At 34.3% G+C, this 20,524-nt stretch carries 11 protein-coding genes; all 11 read right to left on the bottom strand.

All coding sequences use genetic code 11. From position 1 onward, the window contains the following. Positions 1 to 66 precede the first annotated feature (66 nt). The 11 genes from ACKGJY_RS06890 to ACKGJY_RS06840 all read right to left on the bottom strand — a co-directional run bounded on the left by ACKGJY_RS06890 (position 67) and on the right by ACKGJY_RS06840 (position 20,497). Entirely contained in the window at positions 67 to 1,191 is a 1,125-nt protein-coding gene (locus ACKGJY_RS06890; RefSeq protein ID WP_413973133.1) for a glycoside hydrolase family 88/105 protein, read from the bottom strand. A gap of 5 nt (positions 1,192 to 1,196) precedes the next feature. Further along, complete coding sequence (locus tag ACKGJY_RS06885; RefSeq protein WP_413973132.1) at positions 1,197 to 3,461, bottom strand: glycoside hydrolase family 3 N-terminal domain-containing protein; 2,265 nt, start codon at positions 3,459 to 3,461, stop codon at positions 1,197 to 1,199. Positions 3,462 to 3,484: 23 nt separating this feature from the next. Next, positions 3,485 to 4,828 carry a family 43 glycosylhydrolase gene (locus ACKGJY_RS06880; protein WP_413973131.1) on the bottom strand — a complete coding sequence of 448 codons (1,344 nt, stop codon included), beginning with the start codon at positions 4,826 to 4,828 and terminating at the stop codon, positions 3,485 to 3,487. A gap of 175 nt (positions 4,829 to 5,003) precedes the next feature. After that, positions 5,004 to 5,453 carry a DUF5060 domain-containing protein gene (locus tag ACKGJY_RS06875; protein WP_413973130.1) on the bottom strand — a complete coding sequence of 150 codons (450 nt, stop codon included), beginning with the start codon at positions 5,451 to 5,453 and terminating at the stop codon, positions 5,004 to 5,006. 30 nt (positions 5,454 to 5,483) lie between these two features. Next, positions 5,484 to 7,577 carry a BNR-4 repeat-containing protein gene (locus ACKGJY_RS06870; RefSeq protein WP_413973129.1) on the bottom strand — a complete coding sequence of 698 codons (2,094 nt, stop codon included), beginning with the start codon at positions 7,575 to 7,577 and terminating at the stop codon, positions 5,484 to 5,486. Between the two features lie 99 nt (positions 7,578 to 7,676). Next, positions 7,677 to 11,204 carry a family 78 glycoside hydrolase catalytic domain gene (locus ACKGJY_RS06865; protein ID WP_413973128.1) on the bottom strand — a complete coding sequence of 1,176 codons (3,528 nt, stop codon included), beginning with the start codon at positions 11,202 to 11,204 and terminating at the stop codon, positions 7,677 to 7,679. A gap of 192 nt (positions 11,205 to 11,396) precedes the next feature. Further along, a complete protein-coding gene (locus tag ACKGJY_RS06860) occupies positions 11,397 to 12,740 on the bottom strand; it encodes a Gfo/Idh/MocA family protein (RefSeq protein WP_413973127.1) in 1,344 nt (447 codons plus the stop codon). A 2-nt stretch (positions 12,741 to 12,742) separates the two neighbouring features. Further along, positions 12,743 to 14,125, bottom strand: a complete 1,383-nt coding sequence (locus ACKGJY_RS06855) for a DUF1080 domain-containing protein (RefSeq protein WP_413973126.1) — start codon at positions 14,123 to 14,125, stop codon at positions 12,743 to 12,745. A 403-nt stretch (positions 14,126 to 14,528) separates the two neighbouring features. After that, positions 14,529 to 15,668 (bottom strand): DUF5627 domain-containing protein, encoded by a 1,140-nt coding sequence (locus ACKGJY_RS06850; protein ID WP_413973125.1) that lies wholly within the window; start codon positions 15,666 to 15,668, stop codon positions 14,529 to 14,531. Between the two features lie 38 nt (positions 15,669 to 15,706). Then, entirely contained in the window at positions 15,707 to 17,431 is a 1,725-nt protein-coding gene (locus tag ACKGJY_RS06845; protein WP_413973124.1) for a RagB/SusD family nutrient uptake outer membrane protein, read from the bottom strand. 24 nt (positions 17,432 to 17,455) lie between these two features. After that, the gene (locus tag ACKGJY_RS06840; protein ID WP_413973123.1) at positions 17,456 to 20,497 is read right to left on the bottom strand and encodes a SusC/RagA family TonB-linked outer membrane protein; all 3,042 of its coding nucleotides are present in this window, start codon (positions 20,495 to 20,497) and stop codon (positions 17,456 to 17,458) included. Positions 20,498 to 20,524: the final 27 nt, after the last annotated feature.

Genomic DNA, 20,524 nt, shown 5'->3' with positions numbered 1-20,524 from the left:
CCGACCCCGCTCTAAAGCGGGGTAACCTTCCTGCGATACCGCAGGTAGGCAGGCACCCAAAATTTTTTAATTCAACTTTAAAATCTCACTACCCGCCATTAAAAAGGCTCCGGTACCAAAATTTTGCCAAGAATCTGCCGATGCTGGCTCTGGGAAAGCTCCGATGTTTTGTACCCAACCTACACGACCATCTTCGTGCTGACATTTTGCTATGGCATTCCACGCTTTTTTAACTGCTGGTGTGTGTGTTTTATCAAGTAAACCATTGTTGATGCCCCAAGCTAAAGCGAAAGTATGAAATCCACTTCCACTTACTTCGCCATGGTCGTAAGACTCAGGACTCAATAAACTAGTGCGCCACAACCCATCCTCTGGCTGAATTTTTAACATTTTCGCAGCCATTTCCTTATATAATTTCTCGTAAAACGAACGGTGTTTGTAATCGGTTGGCATATCTTCCAATAACAACGCTAAACCACCAATTACCCAACCATTTCCTCTAGACCAGAATATTTTTTCACCATTTGGTTCCTTACGATCATCTTTATTTCCTTTTATCACAAAACGCATATCTCTTGCAAATAATTGCTCTTCTTTATCGTATAAACGATTGTATGCCTCCATATAATAGGTGTGCATATCATCCAAATACTTTGGCTGATTGGTTTGTTTTGCATATAAATTGATTACTGGAGGCGCCATAAATAACGCATCGCACCACCACCATAAAATGGTTTTATCTTCTTTACTTTTGTTGGTTCCTGCTTTCCAGATATTGTCATCATATAAATGTGCATCTAAGAACTTTTTTGTCGGCTCTAAATCTATAAAGTTTTTTCTTTTTTCATTCGCGGCAACATACAAATAGCTGTACGAAATAGCTACATCATCAGCATGATACAGTCTATCATAAGTTTCCCAGTTGTTCCAGTAAGCTTGATTTTTTAAGGCTGCCATATACATCATATCCTTTGTAGATTTATGGGCTCTTGTAACACCTGTATAATATGCGCCTGCCGTCCAATCGGTTGGTGCGATTGCAAAAATAGGATGCGCTTCCTGCCACTCTAATGCTTTTATCATGGAAGATTTCACCTCAGCTTTATCTATAGCTTCCTGCGCTACCACCTTTTGCGTAGCAGAGCAATTGAATAAAAATACAGCAACTATAAGTATTAAAAATTTGTTCATGGTTCTTATTTTTTGAGTTTAAATGTAGTTTCTAAATAATCTATTGAAGATGTACCCACCATAACTGTGTAATCGCCAGCTTCTAAAACTTTTTCCATTGAAATTCCTGTAAATTCTAACATTTTAGGAGTGATTTTGAATGATACCGTTTTGCTTTCTCCCGCATCTAGCTCTATTTTTTCAAAACCTTTTAATTCTTTATCTGGTCGGGTCACCGAACCTATTTCGTCTTTAATATACAGTTGCACCGCTTCTTTAGCCTTCATGCTCCCGTTGTTTGTGATTTTAACACTAACCTCAATCTCGGTATCTGGTGTAATTTCAGTATTTGAAATTGCTATGTCTGAATATTCAAAATCACCATAGCTTAAACCATGACCAAATGGATACAATGGTCCTTGTCCTAAAAATAAATATTCTTTTTTATAATTGATCTCTTTCATACTATAGTGAAATGGAATCTGACCAATAGAACGCGGAATTGTTACGGGTGATTTACCTGATGGAGATACTTCTCCAAATATGATTCTTGCTGTAGATTCGTCTCCAAACTCACTTAAATCCCAAGTATCTAAAATAGCATCTGCATGTTCTGCGATGGCATTTATAGATAAAGTTCTTCTATGTTTTAAAACTACAATAACGGGTTTACCTAAGGCTTTAATTTTTTCTACCAATTCGTCTTGTGGACCAACAGGGTCAATAGTAGCTCGGTCTCCTAAGGTGCTATTACTAAAATAGGCTTCTTTTGAAGTGTACTCATCACCTCCTAAAAACAGCACAGAAACATCCGCAGACCTCGCTTTATTCACCAAACTTGCAATCGCCTTTGGATCTTTATCCAGTAATTCTGGAGCGCCACCTTTTTGATTGGTTAATTGAAATCCTTTTTCTGCAATAAATCTTACTTTATTTCCTGCTACAGATTCGAACATCTCTTTGGTATTGTCTTTTAACAAAGGCCCCAACAAGGCTACTTTTAAAGTTTTATCTTTTGAAAGTGGCAATGCTTTTTCTTCATTTTTTAAAAGAATAATTGATTCTAAATCTGATTCTTTTGCTAATTCTAATGACGAATCTGCTCTGTTTCCTTTCTCTACATCTTCAATATTAATATAAGGATTATCAAAAAGTCCTAGAATGAATTTTGTTCTTAAAACACGTCTTACAGATCTGTCAATTAATTTTTCTAAGTCTGGATTATTCTTCACCATCTCTGGTAAATATGAATAAGAATCTTCAGCATATAAATCGATATCAATTCCTGCTTCTAAGCCCATTTGTGCCGCAGCTTCTGGTGATTCTGCTACATTCATAAAATAAAACAAACGTGCAATATCATTAGAATCTGAAACTACATAACCCTCAAATCCCCATTGATCTCGAAGTACTCCAGTTAACAATTCTTTATTACCATGACTAGCAACGCCATTTAAGTCGCCATGTGATGCCATAATCCCTAATGTTTTTGCCTCTTTTACAGCAGCTTCAAACGGTGGATAAATTTCGTCAATTAAAGTTCTTTCTGAAATTTCTATGGCGGCAAAATTTGAACCGCCTAAAACTTGACCGTAACCTGCAAAGTGTTTTGCAACTGCTCCAATATGGGTGCCGTTTCCTAAACCTTCATAATTTCCTTGCACCCCTTTTACGGCACTCGTTACCATTTGCGTTACCAAATACGTATCTTCTCCAAAGGCTTCACTCATGCGTCCAAAACGTGGATCGCGAACAACATCAGCCTCTGGCGAATGACACATGTGCATACCTCTTAGTCTTGCTTCTCTACCTACAACATCCCATTGGCGTTGTACCAATTCTGGATTAAATGATGCTGCTGATGTCATTGGGCGACCAAATCTAGTACAGCCTTCTGCATCCACACCATTATAAGATTCTGTAACAAACAACGCTGGAATGCCCCAACGGTTATTCTCTATAATATACTTTTGAAGTTCGTTATTCATTTTAGCCGCAGCTACCGCATCAATATGCTCTCCCGGGTTTTTGATGCCCGCAATACCTAACTTTAGTTTTTCGATGACTTTTTTTGAAAGCTTTAAATTACCATTCTCATCAGGTTTCGTACCGATATTAGCATGAAAAATTCGCATTTGAGCCACCTTTTCTTCCAATGATAATTTTGGCAACAGCGCGTCAACACGTTCATCAATAGATAACGATGCGTCTTTGTAATCTCCTGAATTGGATTCCTTTTTATCACAAGAAGTAATAATTAAGAGTACAGCTAAAAAAAGTAGTTTCTTCATTAGTTTTAAATATTAGTATAGTTTTAGTTTTTAAATTTAAATCGATTTAATAGTAAAGATTTCGCAGCATCTCCTTTAAACACAAAGCAAATAGACTGATTATCTTTTAGGTTTTTAGTATTGAATTGTCGTTTTTGAAACGTGTAAATATCATTTTTAGGTATTTCGCAAGTAAACAGTAGTGCGCCTTCAGGATTATTTTCTCTTAATTCAATCTCCGAAACTTCCGAAGCTATAACTTCTAGTTCTAAAATTGTTTTATCCGTAAGATTCTTAACATTTGTGTAAATGGTATAACTTGAATTTTCCGAGGGCTGTAATGAAAATCCACCTTTCGTGTTTTCAACTTTCAAAATGTTTTCTGATTTGAAATAGTCTTCAGCCTCAATAGGTTCATCAGCGTTATAATTTCCAACACCTACGCCGTCAACCCTAATCGTTGCAATTTCGCCATTATCCTTGTAATGCACATAACTTATAAAACTGTCTCTAAAATAACGATTTCCTGTTTGACTGATATCGCAATAAATATAATAGTGCTGATTGTGCCACTCAAAAAAGGAACCATGGCGCCCTTGCAAAACCCCATTTGGCCATGTAGGTGCGTCATATCCTTCAGCAAAACTTTCTTCTTTTATTACGGTGTCCTTATAATCGTAAGGCCCATAAAGATTATCAGACATGGCGTAAAAACAGCCCCAAGACAAATAGTATTTTCCATTATACTTATGTACAAACGGTTTATCATCGGTAGCCATTTTTGTATTAGTTCCATGAGGATTATAGGGTCCACGCGGATTATTAATTTCTATTTTTTGCGGAGCTTCAGCTAAACTTATCATATCATCATTCAACTTAGCTATATAATAATCCCAAACGCCAAAAATGATGTAATGTTCGCCGTTATCTTCAAAAACAGCCATATCGTATTCATGAGTTGGTGTCATGTCAGATTTTAAAAGCGGTTTCCCTAAAACATCTTTCCATGGACCAACCGGCGTGTCTCCAACTACAACACCTGTTTGTTCATTTCCTTCGGAAAAATAGAAGTAATATTTACCATCTTTATAAGTAGCATCTGTAGCCCAACATCTGGTAAAGTCTTTCCCGATATAGGTATCATTTGGATGTAACACGCTGCGCTTTGTCCAATTTACTAAATCTGGTGAAGACCATATCCACCAATCTTCCATGATGAACTTTTTGTTTTCTATGGATTTATCGTGCGACGCGTAAACGTAAGCGGTGTCGTTAAAAATATGAATATGAGGATCGTTTAAGCCTTTATTAGGCACAATGGGGTTTTGGGCTTGTAAGCCCAGTAAAATACAAAACAACAAAAGTATCGTTGAAACCTTTTTAATCATTATCATAAATTGCAGATAAATATAAAATATGATGCTCTGAGACCCGTCCTGTACTGTTATGGTAATTTGATTAATTTTTTAACTATTATCGCGCATCAATTTTTGAAACTAATACTATTTTTTTTGTAATAAAATTACCCAGTCTTTTTCTTGATTATCAGGTGCGCTTCCCAGTTTAATAATTCCAGACGCTTTTACCGAAGTTACTCCACCTTCTTGTAAGTATGAAAATCGTGAATGTTCCTGTTTGACCATCCATAAATCCAGTACTTAAACCTGAGGATACATCTTCCGCGACAGCTATATTTTTACCTTTCTTGAACGATGTAGTGTACGTCCACTCTCCGATGGCATCTGGTGTAAACCGTACTTGCCAAATATTTCCTGAACCACTACTTGTTTCAGCTGCATTGCCATCAGTTGCATAAAACCCAGGGATAATATATTCTTTATCACCGTTTTTGAAAGTAACATCTAAGCGGTAATTTAGAAACGGATTATTTTCATCCATTTCACTAGTCTCTGGCCCTTCAAAATTTAAAGTTATTTTGTGCCATTTTTTAAATTCACCTTCTATCTTTACCTCTTTGTATTTTTTACATGCATTCAATATAAAAAATAACAAAAAAAGGGGGTAAACGGATTTATTCATTAACTATTTTATTACTATTCGCTTTACTAGACTATTATTGTTATTGGTTAATTCGAGAAAATAGACACCTTGACTAAACTTTGAGAAGTCTACTTGATTTTGTAAAATTTCACCCTTATCCAAAATTTGTCCTTGTAAATTAACTAAAGTATATTCAAGGTTTTGAATATTAGATTGAATATTGAAAACACCCTCACTTGGGTTAGGGTAGACTATTACTTTTTGATTCGTAAAGTCATTAGTACTTAAAGATGATTTTAGCTCAAATTCAATTTTATCAGGTTCACTTGACAATGACCTTTTTTGGATAATTCTAACAGTATTCTCTCCTTGATTTAAAGTAATATCTGGAATTCTAGTTTCTAGATATACGTTCCAATCAAAAGTTCTTGTTATTAAGACACTGTTGTACAAAGTTCCATTAATTTCAATGTCCATGATGGAGTCATCTCTATTTCTATTTGCCGCTAAAAGAATAAAATCGTAAGTGCCAGAAGTGGCAACTTGAAATTTATGTTCTATAAACTGATTTGAAGAAAAAGAATCTATATATTCACCTCCAGACGCTGTAGCACTAGAGCCTACATTAATATCGTTACTGGCCGTTGTATAATCCTCAGCCTCTAATGATATTAAAACTGGGGCATCAACCTCTGACAATGTAAACTCTTGAAAATATAATGGACGTTTATCTCCCACTCCTGGTGTATTGTTTCCAGTATTTTCCATGAGATAAACATATAGTTTGTTATCTTCAACGAAAGCATCAAAATGAGCAAAGCTTATAGACTCTGTTCCTGTGTAAACGATTTTCCAATCATTTTGTCCTTCTAATGTTGTTTTTATATTAACTCTTCCTCCTAAAAGCTCCACCATAAACACATGATTTTTATAACTGTAAATTTCTCCACGAACTTGCGGGTTAGGAATTAAGCCACCTGCATCACTTGAAAAACTAGCATCTGAAGCAAGTTTATAATAATGTACATTTATATTGTCAACTCTGGTAATAAAGTGTATAGCTTCGTTTTCAGTAACAGTCCATGATGGATCTGAGGATGTTCTTGGAAGAGTTGCTGTACCATGATCATCTCCTGGTTGTGCTACCTGAACTGAATCTATGTTTGGGTTAATATTATTACGTATAGGGAGAGAAATAGGATTATCGTTAACATCAAACCACTGGGTAGACGGGTTTTTGGGTATGTCATTTGTGTAGGCATAATACAACCCACTATTTAACATATATCCATTACTTGTACTGGTACTATTATTAGTTGAATATCGAATTGAGAACCCTGAATAAAATTTACCATTTAAGAAACGTTCGCCTCCATACATACTATTTCTATTTGGCACAGGTTGCATTCCTCTATGAAACCTCCAATTGTCTGTCCATTCATTACCATCATAATGCGCCATTAAAATATCTCCGTTACCTGAACCTCCTTCTCTATATCTAGCTACAAGACTTCCGTCATCAGCTCTATGAATCATGGGATAAGTAGCTCTTTCGTAACTTTCTCCTAATTTCAAATAATTTTGCTTTGGATTAAAAATATCTAAATTAAATTCATTATCAGGCACAAAAGCCATGTTCTTTTTTGAAATAGAATAATTAAAGAAATCGTTAGGTAAAGAAGATGACCTATAAGCATGCATATCATACAAAATATGAATGGTATTATCTAGTGTACTAACTCCTATAGCTGCAGTGTTATGAGAGTCTCCTCTTATACCTGTGCCATTAAGGAGCTCTCCTCCTTGACCTATGTGCCTATGCGGAAACTCAATAGTAACCCATTCTGCATTTGGTATATTTAAATTTTTTCTTGATAGCATTAAATTGCGGGTTTCCATACCGCCTTTATACCAAGTAACAAACGCATAGCCATTTATTACATCTACGCAATCTCCATGAGGCGAAATTCTTTGCGAAAATCTATAGTTTACATCCCTAGTTCCTGCAAAAAACAAGCCTCCTTCTCCATTACCAGACACTCTAGTTGAACTATCTAAAATGGGAGTCAACTCTTTTTGAGCCTTTACTGAAAACACTAGTATTAAAAGACATAACGTAATATAATTCTTCTTCATTTTTTGGTCTTTTTACTTATGTCCCTTTATCTTAGTTTAACTTACAAAAAAAGCCAGTAAATTCATTGAATTTACTGGCTTTTGTTAATTTTTTTTTATTTAAAATGAATTAATTTTAAGTTGAATAATATGCTTACCAGGAGCGAGCCTTATAGACTCAAACGCCGAGGGTACTTTTTCTCCGTTATGAATTAAGTCTTTTCCATCTAAACCATTTAGTGAAAATTCAGCCACCATGTTTCCGGGAATTTCAATGGTATACGTTTGTAACCTCGCCCCATTATATTTATAACTTGCTTTTATTGGACCTCTAACTGTTGGTACGGTAATTTCACTAGATTTTAACTTACTCATTTGAGGTTTTATGGTAGTAATACCAAAACCTGGTGTTTTAGGCTTTATACCCCATAAACCACGAGGAATAACATTTGCTGGTACCGCGCCCCAGGCGTGATTCCAATCTAAGTTATTTTTATACTTATTATCCCAAGCTTCTAAAGTGATTGTTGACCCGATTTTAATCATATTATACCAACTTCTATCTGAAGTATCCGTTAATAAATCTAAAGCATAATCTTCTTCACCTGCATTATACAATCCATCCATTAAAAATTGTGCGCCATAAACACTACAAGCTAACCCTCTTGATTTCACATAGTCAACAACAGATTGATAATGTTCTTCTGGTACTAAACCAAATGCTAAAGGCATCATATTGGCATGTAATGAAGCGTGATCTGTACCGATACCATCTACATAAACCCCACGTTTTGCATCAAACATTTGCTCGTTCACCGCTTTTTTAGCTTTTGCTGCTCTATACTCAAAATCTAAAGCTTCTTGTGTTTTTCCAAGGATTTTAGCAAACTCAGCCATAATTTTCATGTTCTCATAGAAAAATGAATTGATTACGGTACTATAAGGTTTAAATACGAAACCATCGCGCTCTCCTTTTGTTTTACTTCTATTAAAATTAGCTCCTGGCCAATCTACAATATCAGTTAATGGTTTTTTATAGCCATCAGGAAACCCTAATTTTCTCATAAATTCAGCATCAACTTTAGTAGATGTTATTAATCCATCTTCGTTAGATAATTCGAATAACGATTTGTGCTTTAATGGCTCATAATAACGCTCTACCAACTCGGTATTGCCTGTATACATGTAATCGGCATAAATTAATAGAGGTACGTGTTGCTGCCACTCGGTAGGCCACGTCGGATTCTTCATAAAGTATTCTATGGTTCTTCTTGCCATAGCAAACTCTCTATCTGTTGTATAATGACTTAACTGATTTAAATACGCATCGGCCTCATAAGGGATACGCTCTCTATCTCCATCAACATACAACCCATTGAAGGTAGTTGCTTTAATAGAGTATTTACATAAATCCCACACTTGATCTAAAATGTTATTATTACTCTTAAAGCTGCTAGCTTCTTCATCCCAATAGGTATGGTAAGCCAGTTGCGTAAAATCATTTGCTTGAAGTTCGCCTTCAAAACCTTCTACTTCTGCATACCTAAATGGTACTAACGGAGGAAACCCGTCTGGTAAAGGAATGGCTTGATTAGGTCTTGTATTACGCTCGTTGGTTTGTACTTGAATTTGATATTCTGTTTGTCCTGGCTTCACATCAACCTTAATTTCTTGGTATCTGATATTACTTTTTGCAGGCGGTGTTCTATTTACACTACCATCGTCATTAACCATTTCTCCTACTCTTACAGTAAGTGTATGCGGCGTTTTTGCGTTATACTTAAAATTCATGGTAGCAAATGCAGCTTTTCCAAAATCTATCACATATAAATCACCTAGTTTTTTAAACGTTTTTGGCTTAACATAAGTTGTAATAAATTTATTTTCGGTTGAAATAATATAGCTATCACTTTTTCCTGTTGTGAATTTTTGTGCTTCAGAATAATCTACCAATCTATTTTCTTGTTCCCAAATTCTTACTTTCCAGTAATATGTTTTTCCTATCTCTAAAGGATTACCAGCATACTCAACATCGGTTGATTTTGTTGAAGCCACGCGTCCACTATCCCAAACATCTCCATTATTTTGATCAATATCGATTTTATTTGAAGCTACTAATATTTGATAAGCCCCTTGAAATTTAGAACCTAATGGTACTGTCCATCCGAATTCTGGTTTTAAATCAAATATTTCAACATCTGTTGCCGGTTCTCTTATTAATTCTACCGTTAAATCTGTTGGAGCAGCTCTGTATTCATCACTGTTTTTCTTAATGAGTTCATCAAGCTTAGCTCGAAGATTATCAGCAATAGCTTTGTATTTTTTCTTTCCAATAAGGTTTTTAATTTCTTGTGGGTCTTTCTTTAAGTTGTAAAGTTCCTCAATAGATTGATCGTTAACATATCTAAAATATTTCCATTCATCGGTACGCACACCTTCACTTGGTGCTATGTTTTCAAAATCCCAAATATGCTCTATTAATATAGTATCTCTAGCTATGGTATTGGTTTCTTTTTTTACAATAGGCATTAAACTTTTTCCTTGCCACGTTGATGGTGCTTTTACTCCTGCTAAATCTACAATGGTTTGTGGCACATCAATATTTAGTACCATATCGTCTATATCTTGATGCTGATCTACTCTTGGATCAAATACTATTAATGGTACACGTATAGAATTATCATACATTAACCATTTTCCTGCAAACTGACGTTCACCTAAAAAATAACCATTGTCTCCCATTACAATAATTACGGTATTTTTATCTAACCCCTTAGTTTTGAGTTTTTCTCTAATTTTTTTGATTTCTAAATCTACTCCAGAAATCATTCTGTAATAACCTTTTAAACTATGCTGATACTTTTCAGGAGTGTCGTAACGCCACGTCCAACGTAGTCTATTAAACCCATCTCTAACTATTTTTGGTTGTGCCAAAAAGTACTTATCATCTGCTAATTCCGGATCTGGTATTGTTGTGTTCTCTAGCATTTGATCCATTTCAGACTGCCAAAAATATTGTTTTGGAGCACCGTCGTGAGCATGTGGTGCACTAAAACTTAATGACAAACAAAATGGTTCTTTATTTGATGCATTTTTATCGATAAACTCTAAAGCTTTGTGTCCGGTATATCTTGTTAAGTGTACGGTATCATTATCTATCGTTTTGTAATAATACCCTCTTCTATCTTTAAAGCGATTATTTCGGTCGTAAGATTCATATTCATCAAACTGTTTGTCTAAATTATTATAACGCACGCCATATTTTCCAAAGAAACCTGTATGATAACCATTATCTTTCAATAATCTTGGATATGAATTCGTCATATATTCTTCGCGAATATTACCCGTTTGGAAATTAAAGTTGTGCGCACGTTCGTGTAAACCTGTTAAAATACTGGCTCTACTTGCTGCACAAATTGGTGTAGTAACTATTGCGGTATTAAAATAAGTTCCAGATTTTGCTAAATCATCCATTTGTGGAGTTTCTACAAATTTATTCCCAACGTAACCAATAGCATCAAAACGCTGATCGTCTGTTAAGATGAAAATGATGTTTGGTTTGTCATCACTCGTTTTTTGTTGAGCATTTATAGTATTTACGCTGTATAAAACACTAAATAGGATTAAAAAAAAGCTGTTTTTCGGCATGTGAAATTTGATTAAAATTTTATGATTTCTATTAATATAATTGAAAAATTCAACAGAATATAAAAATATGGCTTTGGAAAGCTATTTGTATCCTGCCCTGTCCTGAATGTAGCAAACATTATTTTTCAAAAAAAATCTTTAATAAGTAATTAATTCATTAAAGATTTTGATATGTGATGTAAAACATAAACTTTAAAAATTTAGTTCCCAACCTGGTTCGTAAGTTCTAGACCAAAGTTTCATAGCTTCCCTGTTGTACATAATACCAGTTTTATCATCTATATCATAACCATCGTTAATTCTATAGGCAATATTAGCATAATGTACCAAAGCCATACTTTTACTGGCATCATCAATAGGTGCTGTTAACTTTGTTTTACCTCTTACAGTATCAAAAAGATTTTGAACATGTTTTGTAGAGATATCTCCTCCTCCTCCTAGCGCTGTTCCCGCTTCTTTTGTTGCTGAATTATATTCTTTTATCAATTTACCTTTACGGTTATAGAGCATATATCTGCCTCTATCTACAAATACAGATCCTTCAGTACCATAAATTACAGTGCCACGTCCACCTCCATAAGTACTATAGCTATTTCGAGATTTCCCGTCCCATTTGATAACTTTATTATCTGCAAATTTAAATGTAGCTTCCATATCGTCGTACATTTCCCAACCATCATCTAAGAAATGACGCTTTTCTGCTTCAACATATACGTGCTGCGGAAAATCTACTTGTAAAGCCCAACGCGCTACATCTAACTCATGTGTTCCATTATTTCCTGCTTCTGCAGTTCCATATTCCCAACCATACCAATGCCAATTGTAGTTCCATGTCTCAGAAGTATAATCTCGTCTTGGTGCTGGTCCTTGCCATAAATCCCAATCTAATCCTTCAGGTATAGCAGCTTTCTTTTGCAGTGGAGATTCTCCTCTACCGTTATTATAAAAAGCTACTGCCTTATAAGGCTTACCGATAATACCATTATGAATTTCATTTATAATTTCAATTGTATGACCAGAAGAACGTTGCTGGTTACCCATTTGAACCACTTTATTAAAATGTTTTGATGCTTTCACCAATTGCTCATTTTCATGCATATTGTGACTACATGGCTTCTCAACATATACGTGTTTACCAGCTTTCATAGCCATAATTGATCCTGGTGTGTGCCAATGATCTGGTGTAGCATTTATCAATACATCTACATTTTTATCATCTAAAACTTTTCTGATGTCATTTTCCAACGCAGGATTATAATCAATATGCTCTCTAAAAGCTTTTAGTCCTTTAACTCGCTGACTTTTCATAACATCACACAAATAGAGTAATTTGGCATTACTTTCTTTTAATGCTATAGGTTGTTTAAATGCATTTAATCTTCGTCCTAAACCGGCAATTGCAACATTTATTCTATCATTAGCCCCAATAATATTGGTATAACTTTTTGCCGACATCGCATTAACACTATTACTTAAACTAATAGCTGCAGTAGCTAGGGTCGCTTTTTTTAAAAAATCTCTTCTCTTATTATCCATAACTAGTGTTTCTTATTTTTTGGAACTCGAACTTTAATGTTTCTAAATGCCACTTTATCTCCATGATCTTGTAATAAGATTTGCCCTTTTTCTAAAACTCCAAAATTAGGCCATTTAGAATATTTACTTCCTGAAACCAATTGTAGAAAGTCTTCACTACCACGCTCATATTCCAAAACTTTAACATCATTTATCCAATGCTCTACATGGTTATTTACTGATTTAATATAAGCCGTATTCCATTCACCAATTGGTTTTATTGGTTTATTAGGATCTGCTTTGATTAAATCATATAGAGAACAAACTGTTCTACTGCCTTCGTAAGATCCTCTTTTAGCGTCTTCATGAAGTGCATCATCTAATATTTGATATTCTAAACCAATGGAGGACCCTGGCCCTTTATTAATTTCGGTATCTACATAATATTTTATACCACTATTTGCTCCTGGTGTTAATTTAAAATCTACTTGCAACTCAAAATTACTGTAGTCTTCAGTGGTTACAATGTCTCCACCTGCTGTAGACTCACCTCCTCCTGTGTCCAAAACAATGAGTTCTCCATTTTCAATGATCCAACCAGAATCAGGAAACTTATCAAGTTTTGCTCCTCGCCAGCCTTCAGTGGTTTTACCATCCCAAAGCATTTTCCATCCAGATCTTTTCTCATCAAATGTTAGATTATTTTTTGTGATTATGGGTTTCAACGGACTTGTTGTTGCAAATTCCTCAAGGTTTTCAGTTAAGATTTTTGCGTTTTTCCAAAGCACCGTTTTTCCTAACTTATCCTTTTTACTACCAATAGAGTGCACTTGTAATCCTATGAATCCAGTTGCAGTTTTATCATCTATTAAATAAGCTGCTGGCACATTATTAATCCAAGTTTTTATAGTATCACCAATCGCTTCAACACGGTAATGATTCCATTCATTTTGCTTAAAGGCTGCTTGCGCTTCTGGATTTTGATCTAAAGGATTTAGCCATTTACGTCTTTTTTCATCGTATATACCTCCGCTCCATGCTCTTTTGGAAGGATCGATTTCTACTTGATATCCATGAACCATTCCATCTCTGTAGTACGGCAGTGAATTACTTCGTATTTGAATACCAGAATTCATAGTTGAATCTACTTTGTATTCTACCTCAAAAATAAAATCTCCATACATTTTATTAGTCGTTAAAAATGTATTTGGCGTATTTGCTTTGGTTGTGCCTGTTATTACACCATCGCTTACTTCATAGGTCGCTTCGCCGCCCAATATTGTCCATCCTTCTAAAGAATCGTTTTTAATTAATTCTACCCAGGGTGTTTCGTCTTTTTTTGTATTACAGGATAAAACACAGCAGCTTGTAATAATTAATAATAGCTTGATTGTTATTGTATTCATATTTAATTTTATGTTAGTGCAACTAAATATACTGATAAATAAAAAAACAACCTCCATTTTAAACTTGATATTAAGTGGAGGTTGCTCGACTAACTAAACTAACTAAACTGACTTTCTTAATTATATTAATCATAATTACATTGTAGTTTACAAGTGATTATGTAATAAATGAAGTTTAAATAAAAAAACTTTAATAAAAATAAAATATTCCATTAAAAAAACTGTCCTGATGTATCTGTTTAATTGATTGTAAATACTTAGTCTTTATCTAAAAAGATACTTTGAGTAATTATGAGTAGTAGATTAAAAACGCAACTAATATGAAGTAAAAATAATATGATATAAAAAAAGCGAGAATATAATTCTCGCTTTTTTAAAAAAGTTTTATTTAATGGTATGCTGCTTATGGTGTTGGTAATGTTAAATCAATTGTAAACTGCTCGAATTTAACATCTCTATTTCTAATTACCAAAGTATCTCTAACAGTATGTAACAAATCTAGTGTAGATTCTGAAACTACTCTACCAAAAACAAGTTGCTGTACTACTTGTACGTCTCTATATTGATACTCTAAAAACATCGCATTACGTCTTTCTCCGCCCCATTCATCACCATCTTCTACCCAACTACCTGAGCCAGTTACCGTAAAATTATCGCCTTCTACATTTTCAATATCAATATTTCCATCGTCATCAAATGTAAGATTTAATGTTACATTATCATCACCAGGTATATTACCTCTTCTAACACGATTGGTAACAATGGCAGTATTTCTTCCTGACGTTGTTACTGGTACTATTTCGTCTCGCACAACGAACTCTGCTCTATACACAGAAGTTGTATCTATATTAATTGTTTCTGTTTCTCCAGTTGCAATGGTAACTGTTTGTGAAGTTCCTACAATATTATCCGCACCACGGCGTAAATAAATACCTTGATATTCATTCATAAACTTAATACCAAAAAGCGTGTAATCTTTTGGTAAAGGGTTCCAATCGTCTGGGTTAATTTTAATAGGGTTATCAACAATTGGTACTCCAGTCAGTAACGAGTCTAATTCTTCAAAATCAGTAATTCTTAAAGGAATTACATAATTTGTTTCATTTTCAGAATCAAAAGAAAGCGGATCATTAAAAAAAGCATCCGTAAGTTGAACGGGTATACGTCCATTAATTGAACCTGCTGGAATAGTTACAGGGCTTTCTTGCTCTATAGTGTAATAAGATGGAGGTAGTATTTGTACGTTAACAGTATCTACTCCTAATGCTGCAGCATCAATTAAATCTGGAGCTAATTCAAAATGAACTCTTCTATCAGTTTGATTTTCAAATACACCAGACATTACGACACCAATTTCAAAACGACCGTTGTTATCATTGTCATTAAAGCCCAAATCGTATTCACCTAAAACCAAAGTCCTAGCAGGTGTTTGAAAAGGAAAGAATACTGATGTTGAGCCAAAGTCCTCGGCTACGAACTCTTGATTTTCGCATGCCATTAGACTAATGGCTATACCTAGTATTGTTATTAGTTTAATTTTCATATTTAATATTTTTAATTCTTTAAAGGTATGCAATTATTTTACCAGCCCATGTTCTGTTCTAGTGCTGAAAATCTTATGATTTCGGTATTAGGTATTGGCATATAAGTACCAAATGATGGGTAATTTCTTGTCTCAACAGGTATACCTAAAGTATAATCTGTTCCATCAAAAAATGCACCTTCAGCAGTTTCATTTAGTGAGACACCCCATCTTCTTAAATCCCAGAATCTATGCCCCTCAAAACTCAATTCTAAACGTCGTTCGTTTCTAATTAACTCGCGCATAGCTTCTGTAGTTGTAATTGAAGCTAAATATGCGTCAGGTTGAGCAAGACCAGCTCTTTCCCTGATTGCTGCAATTACATCTCTAGGAGTTAATCCGTTTATTAAATGATCTGGCCCACCTATTTCATTAGCTGCTTCTGCAAATATTAAGAATAACTCTGTATATCTAAAGTATACATCATAATGTCTTTGGTCTGTAGAAGAACCATCATTATTTATACTAACATCTGGTCGTAATGTCTTTTTTAAATAGTAGCCTGTTGTTGTAGAAAATTCAGGGATAGAATCTAATCTATCTATACCGCCACCAAGACCAGTATTTATAGTACTTCCACCAAAAGAACTACCATTTAGTATTACAAACTTTTCTAATCTAGGATCTCTATTAGCATATGGGTTTTGAGGATCGAAACCATTCGCTTCTGTTGCAGGAAAACCACTAAGCATAGGGAATGCATCTACAAAGTTTTGAGTTGGATTAATTTCTCCATTTCCATTAATCGAAGGAGGAAACATACGTCGTTCAATAGCAGAGTTAGGTGTATTTTGTATAGACCCTCTCCATATCATTTCATCGCTATTCGTTTCGTCGTATTCTACGTAATAATCAACACCATTAGCTGCTAAACCAGAAACGCCGCCGATTGTATTTAATATTTCACTTGCTTCTGTAGCTGCTATGTTATAGAATCCTTGATCATTTAAAAATGATGGACTCGCAGCAAAAAGTGCTAAACGTGCTTTTAATGCACTTACTATTCTACCTGACATTCTTAGGTTATATAGAGCGCCATTAACAACTTGATATTTAGTTGGATCGTATTGTTCATACAAAGGAATTACAGTATCAGGATTGTCTAAATAATCTGTTGGTAGTAATTCTAAAGCAGCATCAAAATCTGCCATAATAGCTTCTACAGTTGCCTCAAATGATAAACGAGGCAAATTAAAGTCACCATCAGACGCTATAAATTCTGTAATGTAAGGCACGCCTAATAATTCTCCTGATGTACCAACACCGCCGTGAGCTTGTAACGCATAGAAATGGTGTAAACCACGTAATGCAAGAGCCTCACCTTCCATACGGAAATAAAACATCTCGTCTATATCTTGATCTTGAGACCATACAATTTCTCCTGCCTCAATAACTTCCAGAAATCTATTGACCCACAATACGTTTTCAAAATTATTCCATCGCGAAGCTGGATTGAACTGTGCGTTCAACTCACCAAGAGCCATTCTTTTGAAACCATTAGACAGTTGATTATTTACTGCATCATCGGTTGCTGCTTCATTATAAGTAAATTGATCAATTATATCTGAATAACCATTAAGCAATAAACCTTCTGCAGATGCTGGGTCGGTACTAATAAACTCAAAGTCTAACCTGTTCTCATCAATAGGTTCTAAAATGGTATCACAGCTAATTATGCTCGTAAAAACAAACATAATTACTATATATTTTATTAAATTTTTCATTTTATATATTTAATTTTTATTTTATTAAAATGACATTCTTACACCTAAAGTATAGCTTCTAACTTGAGGATTACCACCAATATTAAGTTGACGGATATCTTTATTTTTAGAAATTTCTAAAAGGTTAGTACCTTGGAAGTTTAGACTAAAATCTTCAACTCCTATTTTATTACATACTGCATCAGTAAACTCATATGTTAATTGAGCACGGTTAATTGTAAAAAAACTATTATCGTATAACCAAAACGTAGATGTTCTAAAATTATTTCTATTATCTCCAGAAGTTAATCTTGGAAATGTTGCTGTGTTTGCTGTTGCTGGTGTCCAACGTCCTACTACTACTTCAGAATACTTATCAGTCCCATCAGGAGCATAATAGTTATTAAATCTAGTACTTAATTTGTTACCAAGTGCGCCTGATTGCCCTGTACCTAATACAAATAAATTAAACGCTTTGTATTTTAAGTTAAGATTAACACCGTAAGACCATGGACTAGAACCTTGCCCTATAGCAACTTGATCATCTTGATCTATAATATTATCATTATTTTGATCTACATATCTAATATCTCCAGGTCTAACGTTTGTACCAAGGTTAGGTTGCGCTATATCACTGTTTAGAACAAAATTACCATCGACATCTGTTGTAAAATCAGACTCTGAGTAAAACCCTAAGTCTTCAAATCCGAATATAGATGATAACTCAAGACCTTGTCTGTTTTGATATTCAAACTCATTAGTTTCAGATCGTTTTGAAGCTTCAGTCTCACTAAATAAAACATTAGCACCAATAGCAACAGAAAAATCATTAAAAGTCTTATTGAAGTTAAGTCCTAATTCGAAACCAGTGTATAAATTTGCATTAAAATTATCTTGTGGTCTAAATGTATTATAGAATGACGGATATTGATCTGCTAAAAATACTAACTGCTTATCAAGTTCTGTTCTGAAAAAATTAGCTTCTAACCAAAGAGAATTCATCAAATACGTTTCTAAACCTAGGTTTAAATCTATACGCTCTTCGTAACCAAGGTTAGGATTAGCACCTTGAGAAATATTTTGTCTGCGATTCCCAAAGGCATTGTCTGCCCATGAAAAGGTTGAACCCGCTGAATAATTTTCATCATATAAGAAATACTCATCTATATTTCTATCTGATTGAATAATACCTCCTGAGGCTTTTATTTTTAAATAATTTACAAATTTAGAATCTTTAAGGAAAGACTCTTCACTTAAAATGTAACCTAAACCAAGTGTTGGAGAAAAACCGCCTCTGTTACCTTCAGGTAACTTTATAGAGTGTATATACGCTCCAGAGAAATCAACAAATAACTTTTTCTTATAATCAAAAGTCGTTTGAAATCCTAAATGAGAATCTCTATCAGTTTGTAAAGTTCCCGCTCTTTTTTGAGAGTTATAATATCCCAATAAAGTTGTATTAACAGAATAATTTTTGGAAAAAGTTTTTTCATAATTTACTAAAGCGTAAGCTCCAAGTCTAGATACAAATCCGTTGGAATTTACATTTTCACTAAGTTGTGGTTGGTCTTCACCAAAAAATTCTAATGGATTTCCTTCGGTATCATTTAAAAACTCAGTAGCAGCATATGTTCTAAATTCATTATTTAAAGAGACTGTAAATGTATCGAAAAAATCAAAACTTAAATATGTTTTAGCACTTAAACCTTCTGTTATAGCAGAAAGGTCAAAATTTATAGCATTGTTAAACTGAGTAACACGAAACCTTCTATCTTGAGAACCACCAGCAATAGCTAACGCAACAGGTGCATTAACACCTAACTGGCCTGCTGTTCCCAATAAATTACCATCAAAAGTGGTAGCACCAGCTAACAAAGTTGCTAATTCTGGGTTATTAGAAGTATCAAAACTATTTAAAGGAATTAACGGTGCATAATCAAAAGGTAAAAATGTAGTTGCAGCGTTTAATATATTTGCTCTAGAACTTTTAGAAGAAGCAATTATTGCCACACCATCTATACTACTTGTTATCCAGTCATTAACTTTAAAATCTATATTACCTCTTATATTAAAACGGTTATTACCTGCGTTTATATCTTCATTAATATTAACCCAGTTTTCACTATAAACCCATCCTGCATTTACATAGTACTGAGCTTTGTTGTTACCTCCTGAAAATTCTGAAATAACATTAGTTGTATTAACAAAAGGTTGTATAAAATCGTACAAATCAACATCAGGGAATTGTAAAGGATTTGTTCCGCTTCTTGTATTTAGTATTTGAGTTACAGGAAATTGAGGCTCTAAACCATCGTTGGCTCTTGCTTCGTTTCGTAATACCATAAAGTCACCTGCATCTAGGTAGTTTGGAAGGCTAATAGAAGTATTAATACCAGAACGTATATTTACATTTACTTCTTTTTCATTAACTTTTCCACGTTTGGTATTGATAACAATAACACCGTTTCTACCTTGACTCCCGTAAAGTGCCACTGCATTTGCATCTTTTAAAACAGTTATCTGTTCTACCTCTTCCATGTTTAGAATATTTGGATCTCTTCCAAAAACTCCATCTATTACAAAAAGTGCCTCTCCAATACCTCTAATGTTTGAAGAACCTCTTACACCAGGTGTTAAACCATTAATATAATTTCTAACAAATTGCGTATTATCATATATTAAGCGATCTCTTGTATTTATAGATGACACTGATCCAGTAAGATCACGTCTATCTTTAACAGCAACGCCCATATTTATTTCATCGTCTTCAGATGCTAAAAAGTCTGATTTTATGAGAGTTATTTTATCGATTGCAGATAAATTAATAAACTGGGATTCGTACCCTTTTTTCTTAATAACTACATCTTGGTTAGTAGGCAAGGTAATGGTGAATAAGCCATTATCATTTGTAGTTGCCTTGGCACCTCCTGTACCGAAAATATTAACCTCACTTAAGGGGTTTCCCAGTTCGTCAAGCACGGTTCCCGATACCTCTGTACTGGTAGATTGTGCCGACAACATACCACAAAAAAAGAATATGGGAATGTATACCAGGGCGTACAACATATATAATTTATTTATCTTCATTTTATTTTCTTTAATATTTAGTATTAA

This window comes from Hyunsoonleella sp. 2307UL5-6 (genome assembly GCF_047345485.1).
Classification (GTDB): Bacteria; Bacteroidota; Bacteroidia; order Flavobacteriales; family Flavobacteriaceae; genus Jejuia.
Note: the sequence above shows the minus strand (reverse complement) of the source record. Positions and strands in the feature narration are given on the sequence as shown.

Excerpts from the sequence above, each read along its gene's own strand:
- ACKGJY_RS06890 (WP_413973133.1), bottom strand. The coding sequence starts at position 1,191 with ATGAACAAATTTTTAATACTTATAGTTGCTGTATTTTTATTCAATTGC.
- ACKGJY_RS06885 (WP_413973132.1), bottom strand. The coding sequence starts at position 3,461 with ATGAAGAAACTACTTTTTTTAGCTGTACTCTTAATTATTACTTCTTGT.
- ACKGJY_RS06880 (WP_413973131.1), bottom strand. The coding sequence starts at position 4,828 with ATGATTAAAAAGGTTTCAACGATACTTTTGTTGTTTTGTATTTTACTG.
- ACKGJY_RS06870 (WP_413973129.1), bottom strand. The coding sequence starts at position 7,577 with ATGAAGAAGAATTATATTACGTTATGTCTTTTAATACTAGTGTTTTCA.
- ACKGJY_RS06865 (WP_413973128.1), bottom strand. The coding sequence starts at position 11,204 with ATGCCGAAAAACAGCTTTTTTTTAATCCTATTTAGTGTTTTATACAGC.
- ACKGJY_RS06860 (WP_413973127.1), bottom strand. The coding sequence starts at position 12,740 with ATGGATAATAAGAGAAGAGATTTTTTAAAAAAAGCGACCCTAGCTACT.
- ACKGJY_RS06855 (WP_413973126.1), bottom strand. The coding sequence starts at position 14,125 with ATGAATACAATAACAATCAAGCTATTATTAATTATTACAAGCTGCTGT.
- ACKGJY_RS06850 (WP_413973125.1), bottom strand. The coding sequence starts at position 15,668 with ATGAAAATTAAACTAATAACAATACTAGGTATAGCCATTAGTCTAATG.
- ACKGJY_RS06845 (WP_413973124.1), bottom strand. The coding sequence starts at position 17,431 with ATGAAAAATTTAATAAAATATATAGTAATTATGTTTGTTTTTACGAGC.
- ACKGJY_RS06840 (WP_413973123.1), bottom strand. The coding sequence starts at position 20,497 with ATGAAGATAAATAAATTATATATGTTGTACGCCCTGGTATACATTCCC.